This window comes from Paenibacillus sp. J22TS3 (genome assembly GCF_018403205.1).
Classification (GTDB): Bacteria; Bacillota; Bacilli; order Paenibacillales; family Paenibacillaceae; genus Fontibacillus; species Fontibacillus tuaregi.
The window spans coordinates 499,538-519,579 of record NZ_BOSF01000002.1 but is presented as its reverse complement, the minus strand read 5'-3'; the positions used below and the strand labels follow the sequence as shown (position 1 = coordinate 519,579).

Annotated in this window: 16 protein-coding genes and 1 other annotated feature; of the genes, 4 read left to right on the top strand and 12 right to left on the bottom strand. The window is 49.3% G+C overall.

Features of this window, described 5'->3' with window-relative positions:
- Positions 1-59: 59 nt before the first annotated feature.
- The gene (locus tag KJS63_RS08255) at positions 60-884 is read right to left on the bottom strand and encodes a glycoside hydrolase family 25 protein (RefSeq protein ID WP_213618697.1); all 825 of its coding nucleotides are present in this window, start codon (positions 882-884) and stop codon (positions 60-62) included.
- A gap of 95 nt (positions 885-979) precedes the next feature.
- Positions 980-1,729, bottom strand: coding sequence for a 2,3-diphosphoglycerate-dependent phosphoglycerate mutase (gene gpmA / locus KJS63_RS08250; RefSeq protein ID WP_213618696.1), 750 nt, complete (start codon positions 1,727-1,729; stop codon positions 980-982).
- A gap of 198 nt (positions 1,730-1,927) precedes the next feature.
- Between gpmA and KJS63_RS08245 the strand changes: the two genes are divergently transcribed.
- Positions 1,928-2,602 (top strand): tetratricopeptide repeat protein, encoded by a 675-nt coding sequence (locus KJS63_RS08245; protein WP_213618695.1) that lies wholly within the window; start codon positions 1,928-1,930, stop codon positions 2,600-2,602.
- A gap of 92 nt (positions 2,603-2,694) precedes the next feature.
- On the opposite strand, the gene KJS63_RS08240 is transcribed toward KJS63_RS08245, so the two are convergent.
- From KJS63_RS08240 to KJS63_RS08210, 7 genes are all read right to left on the bottom strand, one after another.
- The gene (locus KJS63_RS08240; RefSeq protein ID WP_213618694.1) at positions 2,695-5,862 is read right to left on the bottom strand and encodes an MMPL family transporter; all 3,168 of its coding nucleotides are present in this window, start codon (positions 5,860-5,862) and stop codon (positions 2,695-2,697) included.
- Complete coding sequence (locus KJS63_RS08235) at positions 5,863-6,306, bottom strand: MarR family winged helix-turn-helix transcriptional regulator (RefSeq protein WP_213618693.1); 444 nt, start codon at positions 6,304-6,306, stop codon at positions 5,863-5,865.
- Positions 6,307-6,574: 268 nt separating this feature from the next.
- Positions 6,575-7,009 (bottom strand): GNAT family N-acetyltransferase, encoded by a 435-nt coding sequence (locus tag KJS63_RS08230; protein ID WP_244862535.1) that lies wholly within the window; start codon positions 7,007-7,009, stop codon positions 6,575-6,577.
- 203 nt (positions 7,010-7,212) lie between these two features.
- The gene (rpiA, locus tag KJS63_RS08225) at positions 7,213-7,887 is read right to left on the bottom strand and encodes a ribose-5-phosphate isomerase RpiA (RefSeq protein WP_213618692.1); all 675 of its coding nucleotides are present in this window, start codon (positions 7,885-7,887) and stop codon (positions 7,213-7,215) included.
- 115 nt (positions 7,888-8,002) lie between these two features.
- On the bottom strand, positions 8,003-9,247 hold the full coding sequence (gene bcbE / locus KJS63_RS08220; RefSeq protein ID WP_213618691.1) for a bacillibactin exporter BcbE: 1,245 nt from the start codon (positions 9,245-9,247) through the stop codon (positions 8,003-8,005).
- Between the two features lie 91 nt (positions 9,248-9,338).
- Positions 9,339-11,684, bottom strand: coding sequence for an RNA polymerase recycling motor HelD (gene helD / locus KJS63_RS08215; RefSeq protein WP_213618690.1), 2,346 nt, complete (start codon positions 11,682-11,684; stop codon positions 9,339-9,341).
- 281 nt (positions 11,685-11,965) lie between these two features.
- Complete coding sequence (locus KJS63_RS08210; RefSeq protein WP_068619482.1) at positions 11,966-12,991, bottom strand: FUSC family protein; 1,026 nt, start codon at positions 12,989-12,991, stop codon at positions 11,966-11,968.
- Positions 12,992-13,155: 164 nt separating this feature from the next.
- On the opposite strand from KJS63_RS08210, the gene KJS63_RS08205 reads away from it, so the two are divergent.
- Positions 13,156-13,689 carry a hypothetical protein gene (locus tag KJS63_RS08205; protein WP_213618689.1) on the top strand — a complete coding sequence of 178 codons (534 nt, stop codon included), beginning with the start codon at positions 13,156-13,158 and terminating at the stop codon, positions 13,687-13,689.
- Between the two features lie 36 nt (positions 13,690-13,725).
- On the opposite strand, the gene gntK is transcribed toward KJS63_RS08205, so the two are convergent.
- Together gntK and KJS63_RS08195 are read right to left on the bottom strand one after the other, a co-directional pair.
- A complete protein-coding gene (gene gntK, locus KJS63_RS08200; RefSeq protein ID WP_213618945.1) occupies positions 13,726-15,285 on the bottom strand; it encodes a gluconokinase in 1,560 nt (519 codons plus the stop codon).
- A gap of 577 nt (positions 15,286-15,862) precedes the next feature.
- A complete protein-coding gene (locus KJS63_RS08195) occupies positions 15,863-16,969 on the bottom strand; it encodes an AI-2E family transporter (RefSeq protein WP_213618688.1) in 1,107 nt (368 codons plus the stop codon).
- A 222-nt stretch (positions 16,970-17,191) separates the two neighbouring features.
- On the opposite strand from KJS63_RS08195, the gene KJS63_RS08190 reads away from it, so the two are divergent.
- Positions 17,192-18,010 (top strand): polyphosphate kinase 2 family protein, encoded by an 819-nt coding sequence (locus tag KJS63_RS08190; protein ID WP_213618687.1) that lies wholly within the window; start codon positions 17,192-17,194, stop codon positions 18,008-18,010.
- Between the two features lie 112 nt (positions 18,011-18,122).
- Positions 18,123-18,362 (top strand) — a binding site (T-box leader).
- Positions 18,363-18,419: 57 nt separating this feature from the next.
- Positions 18,420-19,493 (top strand): bifunctional 3-deoxy-7-phosphoheptulonate synthase/chorismate mutase, encoded by a 1,074-nt coding sequence (locus tag KJS63_RS08185; RefSeq protein WP_213618686.1) that lies wholly within the window; start codon positions 18,420-18,422, stop codon positions 19,491-19,493.
- Between the two features lie 99 nt (positions 19,494-19,592).
- On the opposite strand, the gene KJS63_RS08180 is transcribed toward KJS63_RS08185, so the two are convergent.
- Entirely contained in the window at positions 19,593-19,943 is a 351-nt protein-coding gene (locus KJS63_RS08180) for a hypothetical protein (RefSeq protein ID WP_148449289.1), read from the bottom strand.
- Positions 19,944-20,042 lie beyond the last annotated feature (99 nt).

The window sequence follows — 20,042 nt, the reverse complement described above, 5'->3', positions numbered from 1 at the left end:
AGAAAGCCATGAACCCCCTGGATGGCTCATGGCTTTATAATTCCGGGAGGCTCCCCCGCTTATTTTTGTTTAGCCTGAAGTTTGGCCAGAATAGCGCCAAGTGTTCCGATATCTACAGGGTCCTCCGCCTTCCAGTCGCTGCTGATCCCCGCTTGATCAATCAGCCACTGCCTGCCGGACTCCTTCCAGGCGGGGGCAGAACCGCTACCACCAGGGGAACCGGAATTACCGTTATTGCCAGAGTCTCCTTTGCTATAGGCGGCCATAAGCTCAGCCTCGCTTCCCTTATATTCGTTCAAATCAACATTTCCACTAATACCGGGAACCTTGCCCTCACTTGTATACTGAAGGAACTCCCACGATTTCCATCCCGCCTTATTTCCTGGAGGGACATGGCTGTAGTAGGCATACCATAAAGGCACATCCTTCAAGCTGTTGTCCAGATAGCCTTCGATAAAGCTGGGGTAAGTGTAGATTAGCGGGTATTTGCCTGTCCGCCTGCGGAACTCATCCACCCAGGCCCGTACCGTGGCCGTAACGTTGGCTCTTGTTCCCGCTTCTTTGGTCTCGATATCAAGCACAAACGGCAAATCAAATGCGTCTAATCCCCCTGCCAGCCCAATTACCGTAAGGAAGTGGTCGATCTCAGCCTTCACCTCCGCAGGCTTGGCAGCTCTCGTGAAATGATAGGCGCCTACAAGCAGCCCTGCTGATTTGGCACCTTTGAAGTAAGACAGAAAATGATCGTCCTGATAGCGGGTACCCTCCGTTGCTTTGATGAACACAAAGGATTTCCCAGCTGCACGGACCTTCTTCCAGTCAATGGATCCCTGCCAATGGGAGACATCGATTCCCTGCGCATGGCTGTCGCTTCGGGTCTGCAATAAAGCCCCCTCCTTTCCCTCTACGACATTCTATGCGGGAGAGGAGGGATCGCACCCGGCTTGTACCCGGATGCGGCATTTTAGAATCGCGGCGGTTATTCCATAATTTTGCCGGGATCTGCCACCTTTTCAATCTTCTTCTCGGTTCTTCGTTCACTACCAAGATAGTACTTCTCAACAGGCTTGAGCTGCTCATCCAGCGTGTATACAAGCGGAGTGCCCGTCGGGATATTCAAGTCGATAACCTCTTCATCACTCATGTTATCCAAATACTTGACCAAAGCGCGAAGACTGTTGCCATGTGCCGAGATAATCACCCGCTGGCCTGCTTTAATTTGGGGCACGATCACTTTGAGCCAATAGTCCTCAACCCGGACAATGGTTTCCTTCAAGCTTTCCGTAAGAGGAATGAACTGATCCGGCACATCCCGGTATTTCACATCATTACGCGGATATCTTTCATCGTCCTTCGTAAGAGCAGGCGGCAGCACGTCATAGCTTCTGCGCCAGAGGTGGACCTGCTCGGCCCCGTATTTCACCGCCGTTGCCTCCTTGCTGAGTCCCTGAAGGGCCCCGTAATGCCGTTCGTTAAGCTGCCAGGTTTTGTGTACCGGAATCCAGAGCAGATCCATTTCCTCAAGAATATAATCAAGCGTCTTGATCGCCCGTTTCAAATAGGAAGTAAACGCGATATCAAAGACGAACTCATCCCGCTTCAGCAATCTGCCTGCCTCCTTGGCTTCAGTAACGCCCTTTTCCGATAAATCGACATCGGTCCAGCCCGTAAACCGGTTCTCCAAATTAAAGATACTTTCGCCATGTCTTACCAATACCAGCTTGTACATAGTACGATCCCTTCCATTCCTTAATAATTTCGCTATACGTTAATTTACCCACTTAAAGGAATGAGAGCATGACTGCAAAATGTCCCTCTTCAAGAGACGGCTCGCTCCCTATGTCTGATTCCCACTATAACTATTATACGGCAAGCGGGCTGGTAAATTGTGATATAATCGGGAGTAATTATGGATATGGAGGTTTTCATGAGTAAGTTACTTTTATTCGGAGCTTTAGTATGGCTTGTTGGCAATCCTTTTGTGGCCTTGGTTATTTTGCTGCTGATCATTTATATTCTTGACCGCCGGTTTATCGGTGTATTTCCCAGCATTACCAAACCCATTAAACGCCTGCGAAATATATCTTCCCTCCGTCAGCAGCTTTCTCTTAATCATCATGACATCTCAGCCAAGCGTGATCTTGCCAGACTGCTGCTGGAAAGGAAAAAGTATAACGAGGCCTACGCTTTGTTAAAAGAAATGGAGCCGGTCTCGGAACAATCCGCAGAGTTCTGGGATGATCTGGGGATGGCCGCCATGGGGCTAGGTCATCTGGAGGAGGCTGAACGCCATCTGCACCAGGCTTTGGAGCTGAATGAACGTGTAAGATATGGCCAGTCTTATCTCCGGCTGGCAGCCATTTACAAGCATAAGGATGCGGCAAAAGCGATCGAATATGCAAAAAAGTACGGGCAGATCCAGTCCTCCTCCAGCGAGGCCTTCTATCTGCTGGGTACGGCCTATGCCTCATTGGACCGGAAAGATGACGCCCGTCAAGCCTATAACGAATCCCTGGCCATCTACCGCTCGCTTCCCAAATATAAAAAGCGCCATGAACGCAAATGGGCGCTTAGAAGCTGGCTTAAGCGGACAAGACTATAACCGCCATGAGCTGTCTTCTTACATAACAAAACCGGCAGGTCTGGAGTTTAAATTCAACTCATACAGACCTGCCGGTTTTTCATTTTAATTCATTATAGCTTGATACTGCTGCTGTGTTCTGATCCCGCACCCGCCTCAGACTTGCGCGGAAACGGCCACCAGTTCGCATTGCCGAACGTTCTTACCATCACAGGGACGAAGAACGGCAGAATAACCAGAGAATAGAGAGCCAGACCCGTCAGAACCACGGTTGCGATCTGGAGCATGGACATGACACCTGAAGGATACATGGAAGCAAAGGTCCCCCCGAGGATGACCGCTGCGGACAGAATGACCGTCCCCATATTCTTCATGGCATGCAGGATGGCATCTCCCACATTCCAGTGTTTCTTCTCGTTAAACCGGTCCATCAGGAAGATACTGTAGTCAATTCCGAGTGCAACGAGAATAACAAAGCCGAAGAACGGCGTCGCCCAGCTGATACCCGATATCCCCATGATTTTGACAAAGATGAGCTCTGTTACCCCAAGAGAGGTATAGAAAGTAAGCACAAGCGATGCAATGAGATAAAGAGGCATAATGATGGAGCGCAGGAGCAGCACCAGAATGATGAAGATCCCGGCCAGCATCAGGATGACCGTCCGTGTATAGTCCTCATTGGAAATGTTCTTCAGATCGTTGAAGGAGCTGGATACACCGCCAAACGCAATGTCCGCTTTGGCCAGCTTGGTTCCATCTACGGCACGGTTCACCGCTGCTTTAATCTCGTCGACTTCATTAATTGCCTTGGTCCCATAAGGATTATCTGAGAATACAACGTCCAGCGTCATAATCTTGCGGTCCTTGGACAAATACGTATCAAACAGCTTCGCCATGTCTTTGTTATTGAGTGCCTCATCTGGCACATAGAAGCCGCTGAGCCCGTTGTTGGAGCCGCCAACCTGATTCAGATAATCCTTAGCCGAATCAATACCGCCGGATACCTTCGCAATGCCGTCAGCGCTCTGGTTCAGGCCGTCGGTCAGCTTCGAGATCTGCCCGGAGAACTGGCTGAATCCGGTTTGAACCTGCTTCTGGCCGTTCTCAATTTGCGAGAGGCCGCTGACCACGTCCGGAATCTTGCCGATAATTTGACCTTGACCTGAGGCAGCCTGGTTCAGCCCCTTCTCAAGGGCGCTAATTCCGCTGATCAGCTGGTCAAATCCGCCTGCCAGCTGAGATTGGCCGCCCGCCGCTTTAGCCAGGCCTTCATTGGCCTGCTTCAGCCCGCCCGCTGCCTGATCCAGAGATCCTTGGAGCTGTTTGAGGCCAGCTGCCATTTGGGCCATGCCTTTGCCCGTTTCGGTCACCGTACCACGAATCGTCAGGTAATCCGGGTCCTTGGCCAGCTCAGGATATTTGCTCTCCAGGCTGCTGAACTTGCCGCTAAGGCCGGTAAGTCCCTGGGCAGCGCCGCTCAGCTGTTCATTCACCTGGGCAAGTCCTCCGCTTATGGAGCCTATTCCCTGGCCAATTTGCTGGTAGGCTCCAAGCAGCTGCTTCTGCGCAGCAGCAAGCTGCTGGGCGCTTTTCTTCGCCTGCTCAAGCCCATTTTTAAGCTGTCCCGCGCCAGTAGAACCGCTGCGGATACCTTTCTCAATGGCGGACAGCCCGCTGCTGAGCTGGCTGATCCCGTTCTTCAGCTTCGCGGTGCCCTCCACAAGCTTGCCTGTGCTGGCTGCCGCTTCCTTGAGCTTCGGCTCGTTTTCGCTGAGGGAATTCCCTGCCTTGGACAAGCCTTCCTGAATCGTATTCAGGCCCTCGTTGCCTTTCCCGAGCCCTTCGCCAACCGTCTTCACCTGCTCAGTCAGCTTGAAGTCCTTCACTTCATCTCCAGTCGGGCGGCTGAGGCCGCGCACACTGGCAACGCCATCCACCTCTTTAACCTCGCGGCTGATCTTCTCGGCAAGGGCCATGTATTCCGCAGAGTCCATACGTTCATTATTTTTAATTACGATCGAGGTTGGCAGGGATTCTCCCGGCTCAAAGCTGTCCGAGATAATATTGAAAGCTTTAACCGATTCATAGCTGTCCCCAATCTCCTCCATACTGTTAAACGAAACCTTGCCGCTATAGGTCAGCAGGAAAGGAACCGTAAAGATCACAACCAGCAGCATAGCCGCCCAAGGACGCTTGAGGGACAGCATGCCAAACGCGCCCCACAGCTTATTCTCCTTATGCTCAAGCGAGCCTTTGGCTGGCCAGAAAATCTTTGTTCCGAGAACAGCCATGAAGAAAGGCACTACGGTCAGCAGCGCAATCAGCATCACAGCGACCCCAACGGCCACGGCAACCGCTGACTTATACAGAATGAATTTGGATAAGCCGATGGCCGCGAATCCGACAAGCACCGCAAGTCCGGAGAAGAATACAGTTCTTCCTGCTGTGCGGTAGGTTGCCACAATGGCCTCCCATTTGTCATCCGTATGCTGAAGCTCTTCCTTGAACCGGCTGATCAGAAGAATACAATAGTCCGTACCGATCCCGAACATAACCGCCACCATAAAGATTTGGGTATATGTCGAGAGCGGAAAATCAAATGAATCCACCAGATAAGCCACCACGGACTGGGACACCACATAGCTGAGCCCCACAGTGAGCAGTGGAATAAACGGCGCCACAAACGAACGGAAGATTACAAACAGAATCAATAAAATGAAAATAACCGTAAAATATTCGGATTTCTTAAGCCCGCTTTCGGAGCTGGCCACCGTGTCCTCATTGATCTGCTCCTGGCCTGTCAAATAATGCTTGACCTTCACAGAAGCCAGGGTGCTGCGGATATCCTGCTCAATATCCTTCAGCTTGCGTTCGTCATGGTTAACGGAAATCGCCGTCAGGATTGTCTTGCCATCTTTGGAGATCATTTTGTCAGCCGCATCCGGCGTGGAGAAAGGATCTGTGATCGAGACAATGCCAATCTTGTCTTTGGAAGCGTTCAGCTTCTCGATTCCCTCTTTTACCGTATCCTTGCCGCTCTGGCTTATAGGGCTGTCCTCATGGAAGACCAGCGCAATTTGAGTCTCCTTCCCCCCACCCTTCATGGCGGAGAGCTCCTTCATAATCTCCGAAGCCTCCGATGAGGAATAACCGGCCGGCACCGACAGATTCCCCTTCTGGCGGACCAGATCTGACATAGAGGGCGCTGTAAGCATCAAGCCAACCGCGGCAGCAACCCAGAGGAGGATGATCCACCATCTGGCCTTTAATATGAATCGCATTTACTCCTTACTCCCTTCCCCGACCAGACGGGCTAATTTTTCAAATGTACCAATAAAAGATTCGACCTCATCCTGGTTGAAATGAGTAAGATAGCTGGAGACCATATCCTGCACTTTCCGGTCTGCCTTGTCATAAACCTCCCGCCCACGATCGGTCAGCGACAGATAGATCAGCCTCCGGTCATCCTCATCCCGTGTACGCTCAATCAGCCCTCGATCCACGAGCCTGGTGATGATTGCAGTAATGGAGCTCTTGCCCACACAAAAGGCGTCTGCAAGCACAGTAGAAGTACATCTCTCTTGCGCATTGATGTAATACATGATCTGATACTGATCGACGGTCATGTCATCCTGAACCACCTTGGTGATTTCATAATTCAACCGTTTGGTTACCGAAGATAAGGCCGTAACGTACCGGTCAATCAATTGTTTGGGCTGCTGCATACACCACTCCCTCTTTCTTTATCCCCTAGGTAATTCACCTATGAAACAGTTCGATAATAGAACTATAATTCCACTCTGCCCAAAAGTCAAATTTTCCCCTTGTACCTATTCCATCTCACAGAAAAGAACCAACAAGATCGTGTTCACACACATTCCTGCTGGTTCCAAGTAACATGCAGCCTAAACGTATAACAGCTGCAAGAGCTTTCTATTCATTTATAGACCGGCTTCCTAAATAAAAGAACCAATTTCCGCATATACCCGCCTGTTAATCCTCCTGAGGCTCGGTCTCATAAGTGCAGCGGAAACGTTCTACTCCATGAGCAAGGCGGCCTAGACTGACAATCTCAAAGCCAATGCTTCTGTAGAAATCAACCGCATCCTCATCAGTCTCAGCAATAATTCGTTCGGGCTCCTTCGCATATAGAACCTCAAGGATAATCCCCCGGCCATAGCCCTGATCCCTGTGCTCGGGTGAAATCGCCAGGTGGGTTATGGTCAAAACGCGCTCCTCATCGATCTGGAAGCCGATAATGCCGATCAACTCATCCTCATTCTTCAGTACATAAAGCTCCAAATCTTCTTCTCTCTCGTACCGCTGAATCGCCTTAGACAGGGCTTCTTCATCGGGATACACCGCATATTCCAGCAGCTGGCTAATTTCCGGACTTGCTACCTGCTTCTTTACATCCAACAACATCATTCTGCCCCCTTTTACCAAGTGTCCGAACACACCTGTATAGTTTACTCCATGAATGAAACCCGGACAAATGTCTGAAATGAATTATTGCAGAAACTTAACCCGTCATCCTGCAACTCGAATTATCCCATTCCACCCGCATGATTAAGAACAAGCAAAAAAGAGGATCGACAAATTCATCGGTCCTCTTGTCCATTTCGGCAAAGCTAATTCGCTTTGATAATCTCCGTATGTCCGTCCTCATAACCGACCACAGCCTGTTCAGCAATCCCGATAAATAGACCGTGATCAACAATGCCTGTCATCTGCTTCAATTCCTCTGCAAGCTGCCTTGGGGAAGCGATCTGTCCAAACGCCGCATCAATAATGTAATTGCCGTTATCTGTTACAACAGTCTGCCCGTCCTTTACCCGGAGGGCAAATGGCACATCATAGCGCTCCTGAAGGCCGCCCAGTGTCCATTCATAACAGAATGGCACTACTTCAATCGGCAGTTTAAATGCCCCAAGCCGGTCAACCACCTTGCTGCCGTCGGCCACGACAATGAAACGGTCACTGTGCTGTGCAACCAGCTTCTCCCGCAGCAGGGCAGCTCCCCCGCCTTTAATCAAATTCAAAGCGGCGTCAAGCTCGTCCGCTCCATCTATGGCAATATCCAGTCTCTTCACCTCTGAAGCTTGAAGCAGCGGGATATTAAATTTACGCGCAAGATCCTCTGAAGCCTTGGAGGTGGCTATCGCCTTAATACGCAAACCGGAGGCCACCCGTTCCCCCAGCTTTTCAATCGCAAAATAAGCCGTTGACCCCGTACCCAGGCCAACTGTCATTCCGTCTTCCACCCATCCGGCGGCCAAATAACCCGCAGCTTGCTTTCCGTTCATTCTCTCGTCCTCCCGGTATGTAGATTCACACGTTCCTATCATACCAAAACTCTGAGGGCCTGGGCACCCTAGAATCATATAATAAGAGCCTGCTAGCCGCAGGCTCTAAGACTAGTTAAGGTTGATGGATCGCATGTCTTCTTCTAATAGGAGGCTCTCCCTCCTTGTCCGGTGTAGGTCTGATGGCGAACAGAATCAGAACCACCGCAACAAGGGATACACCAGCTATAACGAAGAACATGGTCATATGTGTGGTTTTAATGAGCAGTGAGACGACCGGGGGACCTAAAGAGACCCCGATAAACCGCATGCTGCTGTAAAGCGAAGTGATCGTCCCCCGCTGCTGCTTCTCGATTCCCTCTGTGATCAGGCTGTCCGTACAAGGCAGCACAATTCCAATTCCTGCACCACATATAATCAGACACGATATCACGAAATAGATGTTATTGAACATGCTGATGCCGAATAAGGAGGCCGTCGACAGCACCATGCCGATCACACTGGACCATTTCATTAACACTTTATTTTTACCGATTTTCTTACCTGTGATATATGAGGCCAGGCACAGGGACGCAAGAGGAATCGCCAGCACCAGCCCTTTTAGCACACCATCCAGATGATGCTTGGTCTCAAGCTGCTCCGACAGATAGAATAAAACCCCAAACAAGAGAAACATGCAGATTCCGCCGATGGCGAAGATGGCATACAGCCAGCGTCCCTTCTCCTTCAAAATCCCTTTTACTGAATGAAGGAAGGAACCAAGCGAGGGCGTCTCCTCCCGCCGTTTCGGTGATTTCACCAAGAAAATCACAAGCAGCAGGGCAATCAGACAAAGAGCAGGAATCGTCAGAAACGGGAGATACCACAGCCAGGCGCCCAGCAGAGCTCCAAGAATCGGACTTAACACCTTGCCGAACGTATTGGAGGTCTCAATCAATCCCAAGCTTTTGCTGACATCTTCTTCATCCTCGAACATGTCCCCGACGAGAGGAATGACAATGGGGAATGCCCCGGCCGCCCCAATACCTTGAAGGAACCTTCCCGCGAGAATAATCCAATACACCATCATCCCATCTCCGAACCATGGAGCGGCCCCAGATACCCCACCGCCAAGTGCGGTAATAATCAGGCTTGGTATAATCACCGCTTTTCTGCCGAATTTGTCAGACAAGTAGCCGGCAATCGGAATGAGAATGATAGCTACAACGGCATAAACTGTTATCAGCATACTGACTTGAAAAGAGCTCACGTGAAGCTTCCGGGAAATCTCCGGAAGAATGGGAATAAGCATTGAATTACCAAGGGTCATGATGAGCGGAATGGAAGCAAGCGCAATCAGATCCCCTTTTTTGTTATCCATGCTTTTCGGACCACCTTTCAGATGACGAGCAGGGCTCGGATACCTGTTATTGTGGATGATTAGCATAGAGAATATTCAGCGGAGAACATGATTAATCAGCCGTAAGATACGTACCCGCTTCAGCATCTGTAATGAAGGAGCTGAATTCTCCAACTGAGTAAATATGCAGCAAATGCATGGCACGTGTGCAGGCCGTATAGAAAAGCTTCCGTTCCGTCTCACGAGCATAAGCTGATGAGGAACCATCGTAGATCAGGACGGCGTCAAACTCTACCCCTTTTGCCAGATAGGCCGGGATAACATGAATCCCGCGTTCGAAATTCAAGGTTGTCTTCTTGATCAGCTTAATGGAAGGGATCTCCTTAAGCGCTTCATATGCCTCCAGACTTTCTTCAGCTGTCTTACAGATCACCGCAATGGTCTCATAACCCTGTTCACGGAGATTTTCGATATCTTGGTGTATTGAAGTGTGAAGCTCATTCTTATCAGCCACACGGCGGACTTGCGGCATGTCTCCGCTCCGGTTAAATGGCTGGATACGTTCCCCGCCAGGGATCATGCCGCGCGTAAACTCTACAATCTCTTTCGTAGATCTGTAGCTCCGGGTCAAGACGATTTGTTCACTCTCCTGCTCCCCGTACAAATCCGCCAGGACTGAAGACTGCTGCAGCACGGACGCATGGGCATAAATGGCCTGATTCAAATCACCCAGCGCAGTCATCTTCGCCCTTGGAAAGAGCCTTTTCAGGAAGAACAACTGAAATGGAGCGTAATCCTGAGCTTCGTCAATAAAGACATGTCTGATCGAAGTATTTGAGCGGAAGCCAAGTACCAGCTCTTTTAAATACAGCATAGGGGTCGCATCCTCATAAGCAAGCTCTGACTGTTTAAGCTTATCCAGCGTATAATGGCTGATCTCCGCCCAATACTCAGGGAGTGTTCCCTCGTTAAGCTCCTTCATCACTTCCGGCTGTTCAAACAGCTGGGCGTACAGCTTCTTGGCATCCACGAACCGAAGCGCCTTGACCCACTTGCGCAGCGGCTTCAACCGGGTGCTGACAACCATTTTGGCCAAAATAGTCTTCTCGTCATCATAATCGCTAAATGACTCACTCTTAGAGCGGTTCTTGCGCCGCATCCGCTGATAAGCCCGCTGATATTCTTCACTATCCAGGAGCTGAATCTGCTCCTCCACCCATGGAGCCCGAAGCTCACCCTTGGCGAAAGCGGCAAGTTCTTTCAGCAGCCATTCCTTCAGCAATTCACATCGGTTCGCCAATTTGACCGACGGGTCAAACGCATAGAACCGCTCCTGAATCGCCGCAGTACTAACCACTTCCTGGCCCTGGAATCTTAGCGGCCTGAACTGCATCAATTTCTTCTCCAGCATCTCTTTATATTTGTTAATCACATTGTAGTACTGCTGGGAGGATTTATAACGTATACCTGCAATCCGGTGTTCGAAATCCGGGTCATCGTATCTTGACAAGACATATTCCAGTTGGACAAAAGGATCTTCGAGCTGAAATTCCCTGCCGATCCGGTGCTCCAAATATTCCTGGAACGTGGTCTGCCGCATATTCTCCTCACCCAGCTCCGGCAGTACCGTGGATACATAACTGTTGAACATAGGATTGGGAGAGAACAGAATGACCTGTTCGGCCGTAAGCTGCTCCCGGTATTTATACAGCAGATAAGCCACACGCTGAAGCGCTGCTGAGGTTTTACCACTCCCCGCCGCCCCCTGAACAATGAGCATGCGGCTGCGGTCATTTCGGATAATCCGGTTCTGTTCCTTCTGGATGGTCGCAACAATACTCTTCATCTGCGCGTCCGAGGAACGGCTGAGAACCTCCTGCAGCAGTTCATCCCCGATCGTTACCCCGGTGTCGAACATCAGCTTGATATCGCCATCCCGGATCACATACTGCCGCTTAAGCTCAATATTCCCGCTGATCTCTCCCGAGGGAGTCTCATATGAAGCTGGCCCGGGCGTGCTGTCATAATACAGATTCGAAATGGGGGCCCGCCAGTCATATACAAGGAATTGTTCATCCCCATCATCAAGCAGGGAAGCAATACCCAAATAGATGGACTCGGTTCCCTCGCCGTTCTCTGTGAAATCAATCCGGCCAAAATAAGGAGACTGAAACAGCCGCTTCATTTTGCCAAGGGCCGCATAAGCATGAAGATGGCTGCGCTCCCGGTCGGACAGAATTTCAGACTGCTGCCGCAGGCTTGTGGACGTCTCACCGACATCATCCGCTTCACTAAAGTTCATGGTGACCTCATCCCAGAAATCCTTACGCATTTCCACAACATCGCCACGGACATTTCCAACCTCATGTTCCAGCCGCTTAATCCGTGTTGAGATGAGTGAGGTGACGTCATTAACACGCTGTTGCTCATCCTTCCAATCCTGCTCCGTAATACTCAAGTGAATTCGCCCCTTTTCCTGTACAAACTACCTATTGACAATCTCATTGATGTGTGCTAAAATTTATTTAGGATTTCTATGGATTCAGATATTTGTTGAGTCCAATTTTTATTTTACCAGCTTTTTGGTTATAAATCAATTTCGGACCACCGTGCTGTATGTCGTTATGCTTCTGGTTTTGACTTATAAAGTAAAGTCCCGCCTTAGGCGGGACTTTTTGTGTTGTTTCATAATTACTGGTTCAATACCTACGGAGAGGAGCTATAGCGACTTCAGGACGCTCAGCTCTCATCCGGTGAGATTGACGAATGATCAGACAGCCGGTTAAGACGCTCAAGCTGGTGTCCGTAGTCATACATTTCCGCTGACACAATCGAAAGTCTGAGCACCCCGACTCTTTTCTCCGCGTAATGATCCAGCATTCTTCTCAGAAAATCATCGTTCTCCTGTTCCAGAAGCTCGGCCTCCAGAAAATTCGGTTTAAGCTTGTCATCGAACTTAAGCAGGATATGCTCGTGAAACCGGATCAGCCTTTCCAAATGGGCATCGAACTCTTGATTAATGGATTCGGGTCTGACCGCCTGGAAATAATGCTGTTCTACTGCGTCCAGCACTTCATAGCCTTTGCGCAGGGTATTCAGCATCTGCTTATAGACTACCAGCTTCCGGCTGTCACTGAATTTCGGTGTCTTCAGCTTCTTCAAATCTTCTTCCATCAGCTTGAATTTATCTCCAAGTGAATTGATGGAATCCTCAAGCTCCCGTTTCTCCTTACGGAATACCGCCTCTTTAATCTCGTCAGAGATAACCGTTCTAAGCAGGAGAGACAGCTGGTTGAAGGTCTGCCGGATCTGACTGACGAACTGGACGCGGGGCTTAGGAGGGAATACCGCCATGTTGATTACGAAGGCCGAGACGATCCCCACCAGACTGAGAACAAAACGGTTCAGCGCGAACTGCCACTGGCCTGACGCTTCCATCACGGCAACCACCGTGACCAAGGTAATCCCTATTGTATCTCCCATGTTCAGCTTAAGACAGATCATGATAACCAGAATACATACCAATCCCACCGCAATCGGCTCTTTGGAGAAGACGGTTCCTGCAAGCATCGCTAAAATTGCTCCGAGGGTATTCGTCTGAAGTTGATCAATCAGATATCTCCATGACCGGTAGATAGAGGGCTGCATTGCAAAAATGGCAGCGACCGCGGCAATAACCGGTGAAGGCAAATTCAGCCAGACGCTCAAATATAAAGCCAAAGTCACCGCGATCCCGGTCTTCAGCATTCTCGCTCCAAACGTCAAGGGCCATCCCTCCTATTCCTTGGGCTGCTATTAACATCATTACCCTAAAATTAATGCAAAATTTAAATCTGACCGGTTTATGAACTATGTATTGTTGTCCACACTTACTAATGTCCCACTGCAAACGGCTCACCATACTTCAACAAGAAAAGGTGGAAACTACTATGAACAAGCATAATATATCCCAGCTGCTTCGTGCCCTGGCGGTTATACTGCTTACCGCAGGTGCCGCATGGAGCGCATTTGCGGGCAAAGTCTCCGCTTTAAGCGAGCCTTATGCCATTAGACAACCGGGAACAGATTTGAACCAGACCGAAGGCAGACACGGAAGGCACCCTGGCCACTTCTACCGTCATTTGGTCCGTGAGACCTCCGAGCTTCTTGGGGTTAAACAGGAGGAAGTCGTTACTGAGCTCAAACAAGGCAGAACCTTACTTCAGATCGCCAGCAAAAAGAAGGGCTGGAGCGAAGCCGAATATGTGGGCAGGCTGCAGACCTCCATTACAGCAAGAATTGACCAGAGTGTCAAAGACGGAAAGCTCAGCCAAGACAAGGCTGACAAGTTCAAAGCCATGCTGCCCGGCAAAATTCAAAAAGCGGTCAACCGCAGCTGCAAGTCCATCCCGGATAAACCCGGCAGCACGCCAGACTTTCGTTCACACCAGAATCAAGTTAACCAGAAAACTTCTGGACAATGACCTTGCTTGAGCTGCCCGGCTGGGCAGCTCATCTTATTAATCCCGTTCTGTCCCAAACCCGCCACTTCGCTGGAACTCCGCCATAATATCAAATTCATCTTTAAGTTTGCTGTATAAACGCTCATACATATAATAGAGCTGCAGGTAGACTTCACTGTTCTTAAGGTCCGGCTCATGCCGGTGTGAGATACGCACCCAGGAACGGCTCTCTGCCAGGGAATCCATGTCGCCTATCGCATAAAGAGCAAGCACGGCGGCCCCCATGGCCGAGGCGTCGGCCACCTCTGGAACGAGCAGCTCCTTGCCCATCACGTCTGAGAGAATCTGGCGCCAGACGGGAGAACGGGCAAATCCACCTGAAGCAATAATCTCTTTGGCGGGTCCTGTCATATCGCGGAGCGCCACACCGACAGAGAATAACCCAAGCACCACGCCTTCCAGAACCGCACGAATGAAATGCTCCCGCTGGTGTCTCAGGCTGATTCCAAAGAAGGTTCCTCTCGCGTTCGCATTCCAATACGGAGCCCGCTCACCCGTAAGGAAAGGAAGGAATAATAGACCCTCCGAACCCGCTGGCACCTTCTCGGCATACTTAATCATGAGATCGTATGGGTCTATTCCGAGCTTACGGGCAACCTCAATCTCAGGGGTTGCGAACTGGTCTCTGAGCCATCGGAGCATAATTCCCCCGTTATTTGTCGGCCCCCCCACAATCCATTTATCATCAGGAAATGCATAACAGAACGTGCGGCCCTTCTCGTCCGTTACGGGTTTATCTGTTACGGTCCGGATAGCTCCGCTCGTACCGATCGTAACAGCCACTTCCCCGGCAGAGGTTGCCGCTACGCCCAGGTTAGCCAGGGCTCCATCAGCTGACCCGACTACGAAAGGAGTATCTGCGGGAATGCCCATTTCAACGGCGTAGGAGGCCTTTATTCCCGTCAGCACCTGGGTAGTTGGCACAAGCTCAGGCAGTTGCTCACGGCTGATTCCGAGCAGTTCCAGCACTTCCTGGTCCCAATCCAAGGTTTCTAACCTCATAAGCCCGGTACCTGAAGCAATGGAGTAATCGCTCAGGTACTTGCCAAATAACCTGTGCAGTACAAACTCCTTGATTCCTGCGAACATTCGGGTCCGGCTGAATGTGCCTGGATCCTCCTCTTTCATCCATAATATTTTGGCTAGAGGAGACATAGGGTGAATAGGTGTTCCCGTACGCCGGTATATTTCGTGGCCGCCAAGCTCATTCTTCAGCTTGTCTGCCTGTTTAATACTCCTGTTGTCCGTCCAGACTATAAGCGGGGTTAAGGGGACGTCCTGGGCATCCATGGCGATCAGGGAGTGCATCGCTGTGCTGAATCCAATTGCCTTAATGATATAACCCTTAGCCTTGCTCTCTTTCTGTACCCGCCTTACGGATTCAATCAGTACCTGAAGAATGTGTTCAGGGTCCTGTTCTGCGTAATCCGGCTTCGGATGGGTTAATGGATACTCGATCGTGCTGGATGCCACCACACGGCCACGCTGGCCGAATAACACGGCCTTCAGACTGGTCGTGCCAATATCTAATCCCAGAACAGCTTCATTTTGCTGCATCGTCATTGTGACCGCTCTCCTATCATTTTCTTCCTCATAATTAAATGCTGCCCCGGTAGCGGTTAGCCGAAATTCGGGTAAACGGCTTGAATCTCCTTGAGAAATACAGAGTATCTTCAAATTTAAGCATCAGGGCAATTTCTTTGATCTGCATGAAAGTCCATTCAACTTTATGTATCCACTTGTCGTTCTGCCCACAAATATAACCTGTCAGGGATTAATCAGACCGTTATCTACCCACTCCTGGATACGGGGGCCATATATATTAATATAGTATTCGGTCCAGCATCTTCCATAATTCGGGCCGAGATCGTACCATTTACCCGGCCGGGTCAACCTTTAAATCAATTACCCGAAACGTGGCTCCGCTAGTCATACTATCCACGGAAGCTCTCATCTTGGCCCTCCTCCTCACCTGCCGTTTTTATCTATTTGAATTGTACTGAAAAGGGGATAGAGATTTCAACGTTTTCAACGCTTCTCCTACGCTAAAATAAAAATAATGAAGACCTGATCTGACCGCAGCACCGGTCTATGGATCGGGTCTTCATTATTTAGTGTTGATCAAGTGATTAAGTTAGTCTAACGGCCTGTTCTTCGATTTGCTCTGGCCCTCATCTTCAATGACAGGCACTGCCGCCTGAACTGAAGCTTGAACGCCTACACCTACTGGAACCTCCAGAATATCAAGCATGAACATGAACATTGGGATACCGACGATCAGCCCCCATACTCCGAAGAAGTGTTCGGACACCAGAAGGATGGTGAACGTGTAGAAGATAGGAAGATGCGTCTTCGAGGACATGAACTTCGGATTAAGGAAGTACGCCTCAATCGCATGGAGTACGACAATCATAACCAGCACGTAGATAATTTTAGTAATGCCGCCGATCTTAAACGCTATGGCACACAGCGGAATCAACGAGACAAACACGCCCGCAACCGGAACCAGACCAAGAAGGAAGATCATTACTCCAAGTGCGATCAAATTAGGGAATCCTAGAATCCACAAGAAAATAGTAGACAGTACGGCATTCGTCAGGGAGATCAGAAATTGAACCTCAATGACTTTACCAAAGGAATGAACAAACTTCTTACCGAAGTATTGAAGTTCATTAAAAAAATAAGAAGCCTTGCTCTCGCTAAATTTGGAGGTGAAGCGCGCAACCTTCTCTTTCTCAAGCAGGAAGAACAAGCTAAGGATAATCGCAAGAAAAAGATTCAAGCCCCATTTACCGATATCGGTAACCGTCTTAAGAATGAAATCCAGACCTTTGTCCACATAACTGCCCAGGTCGATCTTCTTCAAATATTCCATCAAATAATCGACAATCATGTTGCTTGGCATGTCAACAGGGGGCTTGTTATAGAAGGAAATGACCTGATTTACGAGTTCATTTAATTCTGCAACGAGCACCGGGGAATACTTGTATATGACATAACCCATAAGGCTGAGGATGATGACATAGATGGATGCTACGGTAAACGTCTTGTTAAGCCTGACTGTCTTCTCTGTACTCTTGATAATAAAATTGTGAAGCCGGTGAATCAGATACGTGAAAATAAACGTGATCAGAATCAAGTTCAGCATGCTGCGGAACAGATACAGCACCAGAATCAGGAAAACGAGTGCAAAAAATCTCCTGACTCCTGCAATTTGAAACATCTCCTTAAAAAAATTCATTAAGCTATGGCTCCTTTTACCCCGTCTTTTTATATTTGTAGTTGGTTCCATCTTAATCCAGTCCACTGCTCCGAATCAAGATAGCAACTGTTACTCCTATCAATACGGGCCAAATCCTGAATAGTAACAATATTTTTTAGATAAAGATGCATTTTTTATCGGTTCGATTAATGATTATTGTACAATCAGTTTGTTTATACGTATCAATAAGGGGTGATAGCCATGGATTTAAAAAATTTTCTGATAAAACCAGGACATGAATTTTCTCTACGCAGTGCCGATCCTTCTGACACCGGATCATTCAAAAGCAAAGATGAAGCTGCAGAAGAAACGGAAGGACTCCATAAGCGGCTAGCTGAACTGCAGGACGTGCTTTATGCCGAGAAAAAGCACTCTGTCCTGTTGATTTTGCAAGGGATGGACACAAGCGGCAAGGATGGAACGATCAAACATGTATTTTCGGGTGTGAATCCGCAGGGGTTCCAGGTCACCAGCTTCAAAAAGCCGACCCAGGAGGAAGTGTCGCATGATTTCCTCTGGAGGGTTCACAAGTATACCCCAGCCAAAGGTTACATCGCCGCCTTCAACCGTTCTCATTATGAGGATGTGCTGGTCCCTTGGGTTCATAAAACGGCCACAGAAGAAACGCTAAAGAACCGGCTGAAACACATTAAACATTTTGAGTCCATGCTTGCCGATGAAGGTACGAAAATCATAAAAATCTTCCTTCACATTTCCAAGGAAAAGCAGCTTCAGAAAATCCATGAGCGAATGGAGGAGCCCCGTAAATTCTGGAAATTTGACCCGGCCGATCTGCTGGAGCGGGAATACTGGGACCAATACCAGCAAGCTTATGAAGAGGCGATGGCTTCCACAAGTACAGACCAGGTTCCCTGGTACTGGATACCGGCGAATCAGAAATGGTTCCGCAATTATATGGTTCTCCGGATTCTTGTACAGACCCTGGAGGGTCTAAACCTGGAATATCCGGCCTTACAGGCGACTTCCTCCGAGCTGGCCCGCTATATGAACACCAAGTAGTTAACAATCACTCTCTTTATTGAACTAACGCTGCAATTGTTTATAGCAGTTTACTATGCTCTTGCCAAGTTTGCCAACAAGACCTATAATCTCATGTAACTGCATGTAGTCCTCAAAGACTGCGACGGAGAAAAGTAAGCAGAGGCGTTCTGACAGGGACGGGCCAGCCGGAGATTGAGAGCGGCCCGCAGATCTCGCGCTGCCGAAGTTCGCTCCCGAGTCGATATGCTGAACAGCCTGATACGACAGGCTAAGTAGGGATATCCGGCCCCACACCGTTACCGTGCTGAGCGAGATTACACAATGGTTGTCTAACAAGGGTGGTACCGCGGCTAATTAAGCCGTCCCTTGACAGGCAGCCTTTTTTTTATTTTCATATATAATTCCAAAAGAATAGGAGAAATATGTCATGAATGAACAATTGGAACTGCTGCGTGAGAAGCTTAATGGAATCAATCTTGAGCTGCTTCGCCTGCTGAATGAGCGGGCCCAAATTGCCAGAGAAATTGGTGAAGTGAAGGAGAAACAAGGAATTCCCAAATTTGATCCCGTTCGTGAGCGCACGATGCTTGATGAGCTGACGGCGCAGAATCCAGGGCCATTCAAGGATGCGGCTGTTAAGCATATTTTCAAGGAAATTTTCAAAGCCTCCCTGAACCTCCAGGAAGAGGATCACAAGAAGCAGCTCCTCGTCAGCCGCAAGAAGAAACCGGAGAATACGCTTATCGAACTCAAGGGTACACAAATTGGCGGTGCCACCCAAGTTATGGTTGCAGGCCCTTGCTCCGTGGAGTCTTACGAGCAGCTCCGCACGGTCGCTTCCGCACTTAAGGAGGCCGGAATCAAGGTGATCCGGGGAGGAGCCTTCAAACCGAGAACCTCTCCGTATGACTTCCAAGGCCTTGGTATTGAGGGTCTTCGCATGTTAAAAGAAGTTGCGGATGAGTTCGGGCTGGCCACCATCAGCGAAATTGTTCATCCGGCGCATATTGAACTGGCCGCCCAATATATCGATGTCATTCAGATCGGCGCCCGGAACATGCATAACTTCGAGCTGCTGAAGACGGCCGGAGAATCCAAGCTGCCTATTCTGCTCAAGCGGGGAATTTCAGCAACGCTGGAAGAATTCGTCCATGCAGCGGAATATATTGTAGTTAGCGGGAACCCTCAGGTCATGCTCATTGAGCGTGGAATCCGAACCTATGAGAAATGGACCCGGAATACGCTCGACATTTCTGCGGTTCCTCTGCTCAAGCAGGAAACCCATTTGCCGGTGCTTGTTGATGTGACCCACTCCACCGGGCGCAAGGACATTATGCTCCCTTGTGCCAAGGCAGCTCTTGCCGCAGGTGCGGACGGCATTATGGTGGAGGTGCACCCCGACCCGCAGACCGCGTTGTCCGATGCGGCCCAGCAGATGGATATCCCACAGTTCCTGACCTTCTGGGAGGGCGTACGTACTTCCGGGTTGTTCAGAGACTAACCCCTGGGTTATACCCGGGTATGATGGGTATAACCTGAAGGATTGTACAATAAACAACCGCAGCCTGCGCATGGCTGCGGTTGTTTGCACGGGTTAAATTTAGAATGAAGGCGTGTAGAACTCGACAGACGTATTCGGAGTCTCTGCCGTGCCTGTTATGGTGTAAGTATCATAAGGTAGATTGGGCACTTTGAATAAAAAATACCCGGGATCTGAGTTGGTTGCCCGATAATCTGAGAAAACAACTTGTCCACTTGAATTTGTGACTTTGAATGAACCTTCAGGTCCATAGTATGGAAGATGACCGCCATGTAAGAGGCCTGAGAAGACCAGATTTCCTTGTCCAGTAATTTGGACGCTGGTTTGGGAAGAAGCAGCTGAAGCCATTGGAATTGCGGCGAAGATCAACACAAGCACAAGCATAAGCATGGAAAGCGTTCTCTTTTTCAAATCAACTCATCCTCTCGTCACTTCATGGATTTGGGACGTCCCATCTTCAATATACCATAAATTCCATAATTTACAATATATTAAAATGATTTTTATTCA